The sequence below is a fragment of the Enterobacter sp. R4-368 genome (assembly GCF_000410515.1).
In the GTDB taxonomy this organism is placed as follows: domain Bacteria; phylum Pseudomonadota; class Gammaproteobacteria; order Enterobacterales; family Enterobacteriaceae; genus Kosakonia.
Genome location: NC_021500.1, coordinates 532,625 through 547,752 on the forward strand (window position 1 = coordinate 532,625; position 15,128 = coordinate 547,752).

10 protein-coding genes are annotated in these 15,128 nt (G+C 58.2%); 2 read left to right on the forward strand and 8 right to left on the reverse strand.

Going from position 1 to position 15,128, the window contains the following annotated elements; all coding sequences use genetic code 11:
- Nucleotides 1-31: 31 nt before the first annotated feature.
- From glgX to bla, 7 genes are all read right to left on the reverse strand, one after another.
- Nucleotides 32-2,110 carry a glycogen debranching protein GlgX gene (glgX, locus tag H650_RS02440; RefSeq protein ID WP_016496116.1) on the reverse strand — a complete coding sequence of 693 codons (2,079 nt, stop codon included), beginning with the start codon at nt 2,108-2,110 and terminating at the stop codon, nt 32-34.
- Between the two features lie 71 nt (nt 2,111-2,181).
- Nucleotides 2,182-4,692 (reverse strand): malto-oligosyltrehalose synthase, encoded by a 2,511-nt coding sequence (gene treY / locus H650_RS02445; RefSeq protein ID WP_016496117.1) that lies wholly within the window; start codon nt 4,690-4,692, stop codon nt 2,182-2,184.
- On the reverse strand, nt 4,689-6,476 hold the full coding sequence (treZ, locus tag H650_RS02450; RefSeq protein WP_016496118.1) for a malto-oligosyltrehalose trehalohydrolase: 1,788 nt from the start codon (nt 6,474-6,476) through the stop codon (nt 4,689-4,691). The genes treY and treZ overlap by 4 nt, the downstream gene beginning before the upstream one ends.
- 106 nt (nt 6,477-6,582) lie before the next feature.
- Nucleotides 6,583-7,224, reverse strand: coding sequence for a formate dehydrogenase-N subunit gamma (gene fdnI / locus H650_RS02455; protein WP_016496119.1), 642 nt, complete (start codon nt 7,222-7,224; stop codon nt 6,583-6,585).
- Nucleotides 7,217-8,104 carry a formate dehydrogenase subunit beta gene (gene fdxH / locus H650_RS02460; RefSeq protein ID WP_016496120.1) on the reverse strand — a complete coding sequence of 296 codons (888 nt, stop codon included), beginning with the start codon at nt 8,102-8,104 and terminating at the stop codon, nt 7,217-7,219. The genes fdnI and fdxH overlap by 8 nt, the downstream gene beginning before the upstream one ends.
- A gap of 12 nt (nt 8,105-8,116) precedes the next feature.
- A complete protein-coding gene (gene fdnG / locus H650_RS02465) occupies nt 8,117-11,167 on the reverse strand; it encodes a formate dehydrogenase-N subunit alpha (RefSeq protein ID WP_016496121.1) in 3,051 nt (1,016 codons plus the stop codon).
- Nucleotides 11,168-11,329: 162 nt separating this feature from the next.
- Entirely contained in the window at nt 11,330-12,199 is an 870-nt protein-coding gene (bla, locus tag H650_RS02470) for a class A beta-lactamase (RefSeq protein WP_016496122.1), read from the reverse strand.
- Nucleotides 12,200-12,244: 45 nt separating this feature from the next.
- Between bla and H650_RS02475 the strand changes: the two genes are divergently transcribed.
- Nucleotides 12,245-13,186: a zinc-dependent alcohol dehydrogenase family protein gene (locus H650_RS02475; RefSeq protein ID WP_016496123.1), complete on the forward strand. Its 942-nt coding sequence runs from the start codon at nt 12,245-12,247 to the stop codon at nt 13,184-13,186.
- On the opposite strand, the gene H650_RS02480 is transcribed toward H650_RS02475, so the two are convergent.
- Nucleotides 13,183-14,007, reverse strand: coding sequence for an SDR family oxidoreductase (locus tag H650_RS02480; RefSeq protein ID WP_016496124.1), 825 nt, complete (start codon nt 14,005-14,007; stop codon nt 13,183-13,185). The two genes, H650_RS02475 and H650_RS02480, sit on opposite strands and share 4 nt — an antisense overlap.
- Before the next feature lie 101 nt (nt 14,008-14,108).
- Here H650_RS02480 and H650_RS02485 point away from each other — a divergent pair, with 101 nt between their 5' ends.
- Nucleotides 14,109-15,011, forward strand: a complete 903-nt coding sequence (locus tag H650_RS02485) for a LysR family transcriptional regulator (RefSeq protein ID WP_016496125.1) — start codon at nt 14,109-14,111, stop codon at nt 15,009-15,011.
- Nucleotides 15,012-15,128 lie beyond the last annotated feature (117 nt).

Genomic DNA, 15,128 nt, shown 5'->3' on the forward strand with positions numbered 1-15,128 from the left:
CAGGCAAGCATGTCGCCTGGCGCATCACTGCTTACGGACGACGGAACAGCACGATGCTGCGCCCTTCGAGTTCGAAATCCTTCTCTTTGGTAATAACAACCCCGCGTTTCGCGCTATCGGCGGTGGTCAGCTCCAGCACCCAGCCGCCTTCGCCGAACTGCGGAATGCGAAACGGCACCGTGCCTTCAAACGGGTTAAACAGCATCAGCACGTCATGCCAGATCCCCTCTTCTTCCTGCAAATCCGGGCGTCCGATATAAACGCCGAGCGTCGTACCTTCATCCCACTGCTCCGGTAACTGCTCGCCGCCACCGGCGTTGTACCAGCGGATCTCCATGCCATCGCGCCAGTTTTCGCGCCGCAGGATCGGCTGCGAAGCCCGCAGCGCAATGACATGACGGGTAAATTCCCGCAGCGCTTCACCGTTGCCGCTGTGCGGCGCATCCCAGTCGATCCACGAGATTTCGCTGTCCTGGCAGTAGCCATTGTTGTTGCCCTGCTGGGTGCGGCCAAACTCATCCCCGGCCAGCAGCATTGGCGTGCCGTGGGAGAAGAACAGCGTCGCAAGGAAGTTACGTTTTTGCCGTTCGCGCACGGTGTTGATGCCTTCGTCGTCGGTCACCCCTTCCGCGCCGTAGTTGTAGGAGCGGTTGTCATTGTGACCGTCGTTATTGTCTTCGCCGTTGGCTTCATTATGTTTTTCGTTGTACGACACCAGGTCGTTCAGCGTAAAACCGTCGTGGGCAGTAATAAAATTCACGCTTGCCCACGGGCGACGCCCGCGCTGATCGTACAGATCACCGGAGCCCAGCAGGCGGGCGGCAAAGTCCGTCGAGACGTTATCGCCCTTCCAGTATTCACGCAGCGTGTCGCGGTATTTATCGTTCCACTCCGCCCAGCCCGGCGGGAAACCGCCCACCTGATAACCACCGGGGCCGATGTCCCACGGTTCGCCAACCAGTTTCAGCCTGGATAACAGCGGATCCTGCGTCATGGCATCAAAAAAGCCGCCGCGCTGGTCGAACCCTTCCGGCTCGCGCCCGAGAATGGTGCCCAGATCGAAGCGAAAACCGTCGATATGCATCGATTCTGCCCAGTAACGCAGCGAATCCATCACCATCTGCAATACGCGCGGGTGCGACGTGTTCACCGTGTTGCCGGTGCCGGTGTCATTGATGTAGTAACGGTGCTGATCCGGCAATGTGCGGTAATAAGAGAAGTTATCGATACCTTTAAACGACAGGGTTGGCCCCAGTTCGTTGCCTTCTGCCGTGTGGTTATAAACCACATCGAGGATCACTTCGATACCGGCATCGTGAAACGCCCGCACCATATCGCGAAAGCCCTGAATGCCGCGCGGCCCGTAATAACGCGACGCCGGGGCGAAGAAACCAAGCGTGTTATAGCCCCAGAAGTTGCGCAGCCCCTTATCGAGCAAATGCTGGTCGTCCGGGAACCAGTGAACCGGCAGCAGTTCGACAGACGTAATACCGAGGCTTTTGATGTACTCAACCGAGGCCTTATGTCCCATCCCTTCAAACGTGCCGCGCAGTTCCGGCGGCAGCGCCGGATTAAGCTGGGTGAAGCCTTTCACATGGGTTTCGTAGAAAACCGTACGTGGCCAGGGAATATTCGGCCGTGCGCCGTCCTGCCAGTCGAACGCGTGGGGATCGATAACCCGGCACTTGGGCGTAAACGGCGCGCTGTCCTGGGTATCAAAGGTCAGATCTTTATCTTCATGGCCTAAATCATAAGCGTAATGGGCCGCGTTCCATTCGATATCCCCGACCAGTTCGCGGGCATAAGGGTCAATCAATAATTTATTCGGGTTAAACCGGTGGCCGTTTTCCGGCTCAAACGGGCCATGCACCCGGTAGCCGTATAACGCGCCGGGTTGCAGGCCTGGCACATAACCGTGCCAGATCTCGTGCGTGTTTTCCGGCAGATCAAACCGGGCGATCTCCTGCTTGCCATCGGGCGCGTATAAACAGAGCTCCACACGATGCGCATGCGCTGAAAAAAGGGCAAAGTTAACGCCCTCACCGTCGTAATTCGCACCGAGTTGCTGGCCGTGCCCCGCCGTAATGTAAAACTGTTTTCCGTCAGACATTGCTTCCCCTTGATCGCCTGTAAAGTCTCACCAGACATAACGATTGATGAACCGCACCCTTTTCTTCGCAATCATGCACTGACCAGTACCGCAAAGGTGAAACCGCCTATCGATCGCAGATTCACTTTGTCGGTGAGAAAAACCTCCTCTGAGCTGAGTATGTCCCGGTAACGCCGATTCGCCAGTTCCGCCGGCAGGGCAATATTGGCGCCCGCCAGGCTGCCGTCGATGGCATCGAACAGCAGACGCGGGGCGAGCACAATTAACGCATCCTGGTTTTCCACGCGCGCAAAGGCGATCAGGTGCTCCGCCTCTTCACCCGCAATGGTCAACGGCAGATAAGCGCCCCGGCGGAACAACGACGGCATCTGCTGGCGTAAATGCAGCAGCCGGTAGATGAAAAATTGCTTTAACTGCCCGCTCGACCAGCTCTCCTGCGAATGCGGATCGGCCTGCTCTTCGTCTACCAGCAGGCGCTCAAGCTCGGCGTAATCCGGCTCCAGCCGGTTATCCGGGTCGACCAGGCTGAAATTGAGCGCTTCGCTGCCCTGATAAATATCCGGTACGCCGGGTGCCGTCAGTTTGATCACCGTTTGCGTCAGGCTATTGACCAGCCCGGCGCGAATAAAGGGCTGTAGCGAGGCGGTAAAATCGGTTAAAAACTCGCGATTCTCCGGCGACAACAAATGACGCACGTAATCAAGCACCGCCTGTTCATAGGCGTCGTTAGTCTCGATCCAGTCAGTACGCTGTTTCGCTTCGCGCAGCGCTTTTTCAACAAACGCCACAAACCGCTCTTCCAGCGCACGCAAACCTTCCACGTCATCGGCTTGTAAGTTGACCGGCCAGACGCCCGCCAGCGCCTGATAGATCATCCACGCCACCATCGGTCGCGGGGCGTGTCCATCGTCCAGCAGTTGCACTTTGCTATGGTTCATCTGCCGCCAGCGCGCCACGCAATCGGCCCAGCGTTCGGGCGCTTCCGTCAGGGTATAGAGCCGCGCCCTGGCGTCTTCCCCGCGTTTGGTGTCATGGGTTGAGGTGCCGGAAAGCGCATCCGGCTGGCGCTCAAGCCGGGTTTGCATCTCTGCGTGGAAACGATCGAGCGAAAAGGTGCGCGGTAGTGGCTCCGCGCCGACTTCGTTAAGCGCCAGATCGACATGCTGGCGGAAAAAGAGCGTATCTTCGACGGATTTCGCCATCAGCGGGCCGGTAAGCTGCTGAAAGCGGGTACGAAAACGTGCCGCCGCACCGAGCGCGCTTTTCGCCACATCACCCACTAAAATGCGGCGCACAAAATCGAGCGCGGCAGCATCCGGCGCATACGGACTGCGCTGAACGCTCTCCACCACCTTGTTTAACAGCGCGGTGTCAGCCTCCGGTAGCCCCTGTTCCGTGCCATAGGTGCGATAAACCGGGAAAGCGATCAGCAGTTCGCGCAGCGCCTGGCGTACCGCGTCCTCCTGCGGCACCGGGATTTCCGCGTGACCAATAGTGAGCGCCAGCGACACCAGCACGCTGAATTCGCCGTTAAAGTTACGATCGACCATCAGCAGCTTGGCGTCGCGCAGCTCCTCGCGCATATTCACGCGCCGCCCGGCAACGTTGTCGTAGGCTTTGCGCAGGTTAGCGAGCTTGGCGTCATCGACCAGCACATCCGACAGCGCAGCGATAAATTCATACCCGGTGGTGCCGGACACCGGCCAGTCAGCCGGAAGATGCTCGCCTTTGCCGAGGATCTTCTCCACCGTGAGGTAACACTCAGGCCCCACCTTCTGGCGTAAGCGCGTCAGATAACCCTGCGGATCGGCCAGCCCGTCAACGTGATCGATTCGCAAACCGTCCACCGCGCCGCTGTGCACCAGTTCAAGGATCAGCTGGTGTGCATCATCAAATACCGCTTCATCTTCCACGCGCACGCCAACCAGGCCGGTGATTTCAAAAAAGCGCCGGTACGAGAGGTCATTCGCCGCATCGCGCCAGCTCATTAACCGCCAGGGCTGCTGCGCATGAATGTCAGCGATTAGCGTGTGATCGGTCTCGCCGATGAGTGCCTGCTCCCGCCCTTGCCAGCTCTCTGCCACCAGCGGATAAAAGTTGTCGTAATAGGCCAGCGCCGGTTCACCGGTCAGCGGATCGGCTTTGATCGCCAGCTCGCCGTTTGCAAGCACGGTGTCAAAATCATCACCGAGAAACGGCAGCGTCAGCCGCCGCGACCAGTCGATGTCGAAATGGTGGGCATATGGGCTTTTCTCGCCTTTGGCTATCACATCGCGCCACCAGGCGTTTTCCAGCGACGCGGCCATATGGTTTGGCACAATATCCAGAATCAGCCCCAGCCCGGCGTTTTTTAACGCACTCACCAGCCGGTCAAACCCGCCGCGCCCGCCAAGCGTCGGATCGATCTCATTGGCGTTAGTGACGTCATAACCGTGGGTGGAGCCACTGGCAGCGGTAAAAATGGGCGAAGCATAAAGGTGGCTGATACCGAGGTGTTTAAGATACGGAACCAGCGCCGCGGCGCGATCAAACGTCATTCCGTTACGAAACTGCAAGCGGTAAGTGGCGGTTGGCGTATTCACATTCCCTCTCCCAAAGCCAGACGAACAATGAACGCATTCGGCGGTAAGTCATCCTGCCCGCGCGGCCAGGCCACCAGCGTTTTGCCGGGTAGGTCCGGCAACGGTTGCGAGGCTTCGCCAATATTGAGCGCCAGCGATAATGTCCCCTGTGGGAAGTGCCAGCGGACCGCGATAAACCCCGGTGCGGTGCCGATCACTTCCCCATTTTGCCGCTGTGCATTTGTCAGCAGCGGCACCACATATTTCTGGCGCAGCGTCAGCCAGTCGCGGGTTTGCGTCAGCCAGCGCTGGCCGGTCTCCTGCTGCGTTTTCGCCCAGTCCAGTTGTGAACGGGTAAAGGTTTCAGGCGCGTTCGGATCGGGAACCGCTTCCCCCTCATGTCCCGCATGGCCCTGGAATTCGCGCGCGCGCCCTTCACGCACGGCGCGCGCCAGATCGCCGTGAAAATCGGTAAAGAACAGGAAAGGATTGGTTTCGCCATACTCTTCGCCCATAAACAGCAGCGGAATATGCGGGGAAAAGAGCAGCGCGCCGAGCAGCACGCGCGTTCTCTCCTCGCCCGCCAGCGTGATGAGCCGCTCGCCCTGCGCGCGGTTGCCGGTCTGATCGTGGTTCTGGATAAAATCGACAAACGCCACCGGCGGCTGGTTACGGCTGTCCACCCCGCGCGGTTCACCGGTTGACGGGGCAACTTCCCCCTGAAACGCGAACCCTTCAGTTAACGCGCGCGCCAGCCACACTTCGGGCTTATCCGCAAAATCCTGGTAATAGGCATGGGTTTCGCCGGTGGCAAACACATGCGCGGCATTGTGCAGATCGTCATTCCACTCGGCGGTAAACAGCGGCGCACGCCCATCCGGCTCACGCGGATGCAGCGCAATAATATTGCGGCAATCTTCGGTGGTCAGATGCACCGGCCGGTCGGTGATCTCCTCGCGAATACGGCGGGCAATCTCCACCAGCACTGGCGGCTCGGCGCTGTCTTCAATCTGATCGATGGCATCAAACCGCAGCCCGTCCAGGTTGTATTCGTTGAGCCAGTAGAGCGGCGCTTCAACGATATACCGCCGCACGGCGTCAACGTCATACGCGATGCCTGGCCCCCACGGCGTCTGGCGTTCGGCGTGGAAAAAATCCGGCGACAGCGCGGGCAAATAGTTGCCTTCCGGGCCAAAGTGGTTGAGCACAATATCCAGCACCACTGAAAGGCCGTAGCCATGAGCCGCGTCGATAAAGGCTTTAAAATCATCCGGCGTGCCGTAAGCCGAGTGCGGCGCATAGAGCAGCACGCCGTCATAGCCCCAGCCGCGATTGCCGCCAAACTGGGAAACGGGCATCACTTCTATCATGGTGATGCCGAGTTGCGCGAGGTGCGGCAATTTTTCCATCGCCGCGCGAAACGTTCCCTGCGGGGTGAATGTCCCGATATGCAGCTCATAGACTACGGATTCTGCCCACGGGCGGCCCTGCCACTGCGGGTGTTGCCAGACGTAATGATCCGGGTCGACGACCAGTGAAGGACCGTTAACGTCGGCGGCCTGCGCGCGCGAGGCGGGATCGGGAACCGCCATGCCGTTGCTCAGGAGATACTGGTACGCCGTACCAGCGGCGATATTATCGACGGTCAGTTCAAACCAGCCGTCATCAAGGCGTTGCATTGGCAATTCGCCAGCCGGTAAACGCAGTGAAATCTGCTGTTGCCCGGTGGCCCATAACCGAAAACGCACGCGACCATTCGCGAGGTATTCGGCTCCCCAGCTTTTACAAAACGATTTCGACGCCATGCAATTACCTCTCCACGATGTCACGAAGAACAATCATAGTCGATAATCTGCAAAGCCATTGGCGGGCCGCCCGGTCATGCACGCGCATACCGGGCGGTGAGTTGCGTTACTGCTGTTGTTTTTCTTCTGCGGCTTCGACTTCGCGATACCAGCGCGGATGGTGCTTCTTCGCCCAGCGGCGGCTCACGTTGCCTTCAATCATGCCTTTGATCGACCCTTTCACCCAGAACGCCATATACATGTGCACCAGAATGGCGAGCATCAGGATAATGGCGCTGGTGGCATGCGCCAGCAAACACCAGCGAATCAGCCAGATGGGGAAAAAGTGGGCAAAGTACGGTCGCCAGATCACCACGCCCGTCGCCAGCAGCAGCGAAATCATGCTCATGATGGTCCAGAACATCATTTTTTGCCCGGCGTTATATTTGCCGACATCCGCCACCTTATGCTCGTTGCCTTTTAGCACCTCAACAATGTTTTTCAGCCACGGCAGATCTTTCTTGTCCGGAATGTTGTGGTGCACAAAGCGCACGAACATAAACATCAGGATCAGAAAGATCAGCACGCCAAAGAACGGATGCAGAATGCGCCCCATCTGCGGCGTGCCGAAGGTTTGCGTCAGCCAGTGCAGCGTCGGGAAAAAGAGTGCGATACCGGATAACGCCACCAGGAAAAAGCAGATCACCACCGTCCAGTGGCACGCCCGGTCGATAAATTTGGTGCGCAGGATCATTTTGCTTTTATTCATGGTCGTGCTCCTCTTCATCGTCATCCGTCTCTTTGTTCGGCCCTACGCCGATGTAGTGGAACAGCAGACCGGCAAAGGTGGCGATAAACCCGGCGGCGGAGAGCGGCTTGAGAATGCCTTTCCACACATTAACCGGCACATCGATTTTCGGTTCCGCAGGCAGGTTGTGATACAGCCCCGGCTGGTCGGCATGATGCAGCACATACATCACATGCGTACCGCCCACGCCCTGCGGGTTGTATACCCCCGCGTTGACATAACCGCGTTTTTGCAACTGCGCCACGCGCTGCTCGCCAAGCTCCAGCATTTCGGCTTTGGTACCAAAATGAATCGCCCCGGTCGGGCAGGTTTTCACACACGCGGGCTCCTGGCCGACGCTGACGCGATCGACACAGAGCGTGCATTTGTAGACCCGGTTATCGTCCGGGTTGAGGCGCGGCACGTTGAACGGGCAACCGGCAATGCAGTAGCCGCAGCCAATGCAGTGCTCCGACTGGAAATCGACAATCCCGTTGGCGTACTGAATGATCGCGCCCGCCGACGGGCAGGCTTTCAGGCAACCCGGCTCCGCGCAGTGCATACAGCCATCTTTGCGGATCAGCCACTCCAGCTTGCCGTTTTGCGTGGTTTCGCTAAAGCGCATCACCGTCCAGGATTTGGCGCTTAAATCGAGCGGGTTGTCATACACCCCGGCGCAATACCCCACCTCATCGCGGATATCGTTCCACTCGGAACAGGCCACCTGACAGCCTTTACAGCCGATACAGGTGGACACATCAATCAGCTTTGCCACTTCGGCGCGGAAATCCCGTGCCTGCGGCGGCGGCGTAAAACCGTTGGTCGCTGAACGTTTAATAATGTCTTGTGATTGCATGGACATAGCTTCGCTTCCTTACGCCTTCTCAATATTGACCAAAAACGCCTTGTATTCCGGCGTCTGCGAGTTAGCGTCGCCGACAGACGGCGTTAGCGTGTTAGCAAGGAAGCCTTTGCGCGTGGCCCCTTCAAAACCCCAGTGGCACGGAATGCCGACGGTGTCGACCCGACGACCGTCAATGGTCAGGGTTTGCAAACGCTTCGTGACCACCGCTTTGGCTTTGATAAAACCGCGTTTCGACATCACCTTCACGTCGTCGCCGGCGAGAATGCCCTTCTCTTTTGCCAGCGCTTCGCCAATCTCAACGAACTGATCCGGCTGCGCGATGGCATTAAGGCGGGCATGTTTCGTCCAGTGGCGGAACAGCTCGGTTATTGAGTAGGTGGTGGCGACATACGGGAAAGCATCCGCTTTGCCCATATTGGCGTTGTCGGCGGCGAAAATACGCGCTACCGGGCTGGAAACCACTTCCGGGTGCAGCGGGTTGGTGCCAATTGGCGATTCAATCGGCTCGTAGTGTTCCGGGAACGGGCCGTCGTTCATCTTGTCGATGGAGAACAGGCGCGCCACGCCTTCCGGATTCATGATAAACGGCCCGACATTGCTGCCTGGCGCAGCCTGGCTGTAATCGGCAACGTCCATACCTGTCCAGCGCTGACCATCCCAGTGCAGCAGTGCGCGCTTCGCATCCCACGGTTTACCCGCCGGATCGGCAGAGGCGCGGTTGTAAAGAATGCGGCGGTTCGCCGGCCACGACCACGCCCAGCCCGGCGTACAGCCCAGCCCGTACGGATCGCTGTTATCACGGTTCGCCATCTGGTTTCCGCGCTCCGTCCAGCTACCGCAGTACACCCAGCAGAAGCTGCTGGTGGAGCCGTCATCGCGCAGTTGCGCAAAGCTGCTTAACTGCTCGCCTTTTTTGGCAATCAGCGTGCCTTTGTCGTCATACAGATCGCGCAGCGCTTTACCGTTGGCTTCGCGGGCCACCTCTTCCGGATGCGGATCGTACGGATCGTTATAATCCCAGGACATGTTCAGCAGCGGTTCCGGGTTGGCTCCGCCTTCGGCCTGATACAGCTCGCGCAGGCGCATAAACAGGCGTCCCAGGATTTTGGCGTCGTGCAATGCCTCTCCCGGCGGCTCGGCGGCGGCCCAGTGCCACTGCAACCAGCGACCGGAGTTGGCGATGGAACCGTCCTCTTCAGCAAAGCAGGAGGATGGCAGACGGAACACTTCGGTCTGAATTTCCGCTGGATTGACGTCGTTCATCTCACCGTGGTTCTGCCAGAAGGTGGAGGATTCGGTCGCCAGCGGATCGATAACCACCATGTATTTCAGTTTCGCCAGCGCGCGTGATGACTTGTTCTTATCCGGGAAAGCCGCCAGCGGGTTGAACCCCTGCACGATATAACCGTTGATTTTGCCTTCGAGCATCAGCTCGGCCTGGGTCATCACATCGTAGAGACGATCCCATTTCGGCAGCCAGTCGTAACCCCAGTTGTTCTCCGCCGTGGCGCGATCGCCCCAGAAACTCTTCATCATGCTGATGAAAAACTTCGGCGTGTTCTGCCAGTAGTTCACTTCGTTCACCCCCAGCGACGGCGGGGTGATTTGCGAAATATAGGTCTGGTAATCCGGCTGTTTCTCTGACGGCAGCGGCATATAACCCGGCAGGTTGGTCGACAGCAGGCCTAAGTCGGTATAGCCCTGAATATTCGAGTGGCCCCGCAGCGCGTTCACGCCGCCGCCCGCCATACCGATATTACCGAGCAGCAGTTGCAGCATCCCCGCCGCGCGAATGATCTGCGCCCCGGCCGAGTGGTGCGTCCAGCCCAGCGCATAAAGAATGGTAGCGGTACGGTTCGGCACGCTGGTGCTGCCGAGCACCGAGCAAACATGGGTAAAATCTTTTACCGTGGTGCCGCACAGGCGGCTGACCATTTCCGGTGTGTAGCGCGCAACGTGGGCTTTCAGCAAGTTCCACACGCAGCGCGGATGGCTCAGCGTCTCGTCGCGCAACGCATTGCCCTGGGCGTCGAGTTGGTAGAACCAGCTTGATTTGTCGTACTGGCGTTTTTGCCCGTCGTAGCCGCTGAACAGGCCGTCGTTAAAGGCGTAATCTTCGCGAATAATCAGGCTGGCATTGGTGTAGTGGCGCACATATTCATGCTGGATCTGGTCATGTTCAATCAGATAGCGGATCGCGCCAAGCAGAAACGCGGTGTCGGAACCGGCGCGGATCGGCGCATAGAAATCGGCCACCGCCGCACTGCGGTTAAAGCGCGGATCGACGACCATCACGGTGGCGTTGTTTTTGGTTTGCGCTTCCACCACCCACTTAAAGCCGACCGGATGCGCTTCGGCGGCGTTACCGCCCATGATCAGCACTACGTTGGCGTTTTTGATGTCCACCCAGTTGTTGGTCATCGCGCCGCGGCCAAAGGTCGGTGCCAGCGCGGAAACGGTCGGACCGTGGCACAACCGCGCCTGACAGTCGATCGCCACCATGCCCAGCGCGCGGGTAAATTTGCCGTCAAGAATGCCGGTCTCATTACTGGCGGCGGAAGAACAGAGCATGCCGGTGGTGGTCCAGCGATTGACCGTTACGCCCTGCGCATTTTTTTCAATAAAGTTTTCATCGCGATCTTTTTTCATTAACCGCGCAATTTTATCAATTGCTTCATCCCAGCTAATTCGCTGCCATTTATCGGAACCCGGCGCGCGATATTGCGGATGTAATAAACGATTTTCGCTGTGAATATAGTCCAGAACGCCAGCGCCTTTCGGGCACAATGACCCCCGGCTCACCGGATGATCGGCGTCGCCTTCAATGTGATAAATACTTTCACTGACATTTTTCGCATTATCACCGAGGCTGTACATCAGCATGCCGCAGCCGACTGAACAATAGGTGCAGTTATTTCGCGTCTCTTTTGCTTTTAAGAGTTTATATTGACGGGTTTCCGCGTGAACGGAAAAAGAAGATAAAAATCCGAGAGATGCGACAGTGCTTCCTGCCAGACCGCCCGCGCAGATCCGAAAGAACTGCCTCCGGTTGAGCTCCATTTGTCCTCCAGCTTAAACTTAAGACATGAAAAGGGACGGAGATTATAAGGATATTCTCAACACTTAACCATTATCCATTTATGGTTATTTTTGCGGGTAATTTGGGGCAGAAAGTTATTTAACTAAAATAAGTGGCAGAGATTTTTCTCTCTGCCCTTTTTATTACTTCGTCGCGCTGAATATGGCTTTGCCGATGCGGGCAATGGCGTCATTACTTTGCGCCATTGTCGCTTTAGTATCCGTTATATAAATAGATACAATACGAGGCGCGCCTTTTTTCGGCCAGACAATACTGATAATCGAACGCGAACCATAATCGCCCGCCCCGGTTTTATCGCCAATCACCCAGCCTTTTGGCAACGTGGAACGCAGCAGCGCATCGGCGACTTTATCCTCTTTCATCCACTGCACCAGTTGTGCGCGCGAACGCGGCGTTAATACCTCGCCGAGCGCCAGCTTTTGCAGCGTGTGGCTGACAGCCAGCGGCGTGGTGGTATCGCGCAAATCGCCCGGCACGGCGCTGTTGAGTTCAGGTTCGGCGCGATCGAGTCGCGTGACACTGTCACCGGAATCAGCAAAGAAGCGCGTCACCGCTGCCGGTCCGCCCAGCTTTTTCGCCAGCAGATTTGCCGCCGTGTTGTCACTTTCAGTGATTGCCGCGCTGCACAGTTGCTGCCAGCTCATCGAAGCAGGCGCAACAAACTTGCTGGTCACCGGCGACCAGGTCACCAGCTCGCTTTGCGCAAACTGAGTGGTCTCATTTAACGCCAGTTCGCCTTTGTCGACCTTGCTCAGCAACGCGCCGCACAGCAGCGCTTTGTGGGTGCTGTTAAGCGGAAAACGCTCATCGCCGCGGTAGCTCACCGCCTCACCGCTGGCGGTATCCACTACCGCAATGCCGATGCGTGCGCCTAAGTGTTCTTCCTGCAGGCGAGCCACCGCCGTCAGCGTGGCGTTATCAATATTGGCGGCGCTGGCGGCAAACGCGCTCAATAGCAGTAAAGAACAGATTGATTTCACTGGGAAAAACATAGGTATAATCCTTGTTCAGACAGAGCAACATCACAAGTGGGCATCATGTATAACACCGCGTTAGTGTACAGAAGTTTCGGCGAACCGCAGACTGTTCTGCAAGCTGAAACCACCGCGCTGGCACCGCTTCCGGCAGGACAGGTTCGCGTCAAAATGCGCTTTGCGCCGGTGAATGCCTCAGATGTGATCCCGGTCACCGGCGCCTACAGCCACCGCATCACCCTGCCCGCCGTCGCGGGTTATGAAGGCGTGGGCGTGGTAACAGAAACGTCCGGGTCAGACGCGCATCTGCTGGGCAAACGTGTGTTGCCGCTGCGCGGCCAGGGCACCTGGCAGCAGTATGTTGATTGCCCGGCGGAGCTGGTTGTGCCGGTGCCGGATGATATTGACGATACGCTCGCCGCCCGCGCCTACATCAATCCGCTGGCCGCGCAGATGATGCTGGAACGTTACCCGGCTCACGGCCAACATGTGCTGGTCACCGCGGCGGGTTCTGACTGCGCCGGTTACCTTGCGCAGTGGGCCAGGGGTCAGGGGGCGAAAAGCGTGACCGGTATTTATCGTTCCGCCATTCATGCCAGCCGCCTGGCGGCCTGCGGCGTGATACCGCTGGCCGATACGGACAGCGCCGCCATCAAACGGGCGGCGGAGAAAGCCAGCGTTATTTATGACGCCACCGGCGGCACACTGGCGGAAACGCTGCTGCAATCAATGCCGAAAACGGGGCAATTTATCAGCTACGGTTTGCTCTCCGGGCAGCCATTCAGCATCCGCCAGCGCTTACCCGCGGTCCACTGGTTCCATGTGCGTAACTATCTCGACGCGATGACGGCAGATAGCTGGCAGCAGGCGTTTTGCACACTCTGGGAGCGGCTGCGCATAACGCCCGTGAGCGAGGTCACGCTGACAGATTTTCAACACTGGCGGCAGGCTATCACGCTGTACCAGACGCCAGGCCGGATAGCCAAACCGCTGTTGTCGTTTTAATCCCGGTCGGCGGAATACGCCACATTGCGCTGGCGCTCAATTTCCGCTAATCGGGCGCGGAGCGAGGCCACCATGTGCTCCCAGGCAAGGCTGCCCAGTGGTACCCGGAACGGCGGCACGGGGGCATCTGCCGCTGCGATAATTGCATCACCTGTGCGCTGCGCATCGCCTTTTATGTCAAAACTGCCGTTGGCGATCCCCCGGCGCACTTCGCCCGCAGGCGTATCGTCATAGACCGCGAGCGGCGTGGCGTGATCGAGCCCGGCACCGAAGCCGGTTTGCGTTGGGCCGGGCTCGGCAATCACAATATCGACACCAAATGGTTTCACCTCCTGAGCCACCGATTCCAGAAAACCTTCAATACCCCACTTACTGGCGTGGTAAAGGCTGAAATTGGGGTACGCCACCTGGCCGCCTTCCGAAGAGACCTGCACAATCCGCCCGCCGCGCTGCGCGCGCAGCCACGGTAACACGGCACGCACTAACTGAATCGAGCCGGTAAGATTGGTAGCGATCTGCCGCTCAATTTGCGCATCGCTGACCTCTTCTGCCGCGCCAAACAAGCCGTAGCCGGCGTTGCTTACCACCCGTTCAATCACACCAAAAGTGGTAAACGCGGCATCCACTTCGCGGCGCAGCGCCGCGCTGTCGGTCATATCAAAACAGCTGACGTGCAGCCGCGACGCATATTGCGCCTGTAATGCATTCAGCGCGTCCGCGCGCCGTACGCAGGCCACCACGCGGTCGCCGCGCGCCAGCAGCGTTTGCGTTATCAATAATCCCAGCCCGGACGAAGCGCCGGTAATCAGCCATGTCGTCATAAATACCTCCACATGTTTTCCGGTGAGTGGATAGCGTAAGCAACCGGCACTGCTATGATAAGACGCACCAATCGGCATGCAGCGGTGAAAAATACTCAACAATGAAAAATATCACTCTCGCAGATTTAAAAGCGTTCCTGCTGGTCGCGCAGCACCGCAGCTTTCAACAAGCCGCCAATGAACTGGGAGTGTCCCGTTCCTCGCTGAGCCACGCCATGCGCGGTCTGGAAAGCCAGCTTGGCGTGCGCCTGTTACATCGTACAACCCGCAGTGTTTCGCTGACGGAAGAAGGCGCGGCGTTGTTGCAGCGCATTGATCCCCTGCTCAACCAGTTAGATATGGCGCTGGATGCCACCCGCTTTCGCCCGCAGGAGCTGCACGGCACACTGCGCATTAACGCCAATGAAGGTGGTGCGCGCTGGCTGCTGGCGCACGTGGTTGACGGTTTTTTACAGGCGCACCCGCAGGTGGTGCTGGATATTGTCACCGAAGGACGGCTGGTGGATATCGTCGCCGAAGGGTTTGATGCGGGCGTACGGCTGGCGGAGTCCGTACCGCTTGATATGATTGCGGTGCCGTTCGGCGGGCCGATCCGCTTTATCGCCATCGCCTCGCCGCAATATCTGCACAGCGCGGGTATACCGCAAAGCCCGGCAGATCTTTTGCGCCACCGCTGTATCGCCCAGCGTTTGCCGAGCGGCAAACGCTATCGCTGGGAGTTTGTGCGACATGGCAAGCCGCTGACGCTCAACGTGCCCGGAAATTTATGTCTTGATAACAGCGCGCTGATGGTCGAGGCGGTGGTAAAAGGCTTCGGCATTGCTTATGTCCCCGAACCTTATGCCCGCGAGGCGATCAACAACGGGCTGGCACAACAGGTGTTGTCGCCATTCAGCCCGCCGATTGCTGGTTTATGTCTCTATTATTCCGGTCACCGGCAAATACCGGCGACGTTGAAGGCGTTTATCGCCGCCATCCGTGAGGCCAACGAAGCCGTGCTGTAACGTTCAGTCGTTAATTAACTGTCCGGTGTGCAGATCCAGGCGGAAATCGCACCTGCCGTCCGGCGGATCCCAGTCGCCGGAGCCATATACCACAACGTCAATGCAGTCACTTATGCC

What these genes read in the sequence shown, in the direction of transcription:
- glgX (WP_016496116.1), bottom strand. Translation starts at nt 2,110, where the DNA reads ATGTCTGACGGAAAACAGTTTTACATTACGGCGGGGCACGGCCAGCAA.
- treZ (WP_016496118.1), bottom strand. Translation starts at nt 6,476, where the DNA reads ATGGCGTCGAAATCGTTTTGTAAAAGCTGGGGAGCCGAATACCTCGCG.
- fdnI (WP_016496119.1), bottom strand. Translation starts at nt 7,224, where the DNA reads ATGAATAAAAGCAAAATGATCCTGCGCACCAAATTTATCGACCGGGCG.
- fdxH (WP_016496120.1), bottom strand. Translation starts at nt 8,104, where the DNA reads ATGTCCATGCAATCACAAGACATTATTAAACGTTCAGCGACCAACGGT.
- fdnG (WP_016496121.1), bottom strand. Translation starts at nt 11,167, where the DNA reads ATGGAGCTCAACCGGAGGCAGTTCTTTCGGATCTGCGCGGGCGGTCTG.
- bla (WP_016496122.1), bottom strand. Translation starts at nt 12,199, where the DNA reads ATGTTTTTCCCAGTGAAATCAATCTGTTCTTTACTGCTATTGAGCGCG.
- H650_RS02475 (WP_016496123.1), top strand. Translation starts at nt 12,245, where the DNA reads ATGTATAACACCGCGTTAGTGTACAGAAGTTTCGGCGAACCGCAGACT.
- H650_RS02480 (WP_016496124.1), bottom strand. Translation starts at nt 14,007, where the DNA reads ATGACGACATGGCTGATTACCGGCGCTTCGTCCGGGCTGGGATTATTG.
- H650_RS02485 (WP_016496125.1), top strand. Translation starts at nt 14,109, where the DNA reads ATGAAAAATATCACTCTCGCAGATTTAAAAGCGTTCCTGCTGGTCGCG.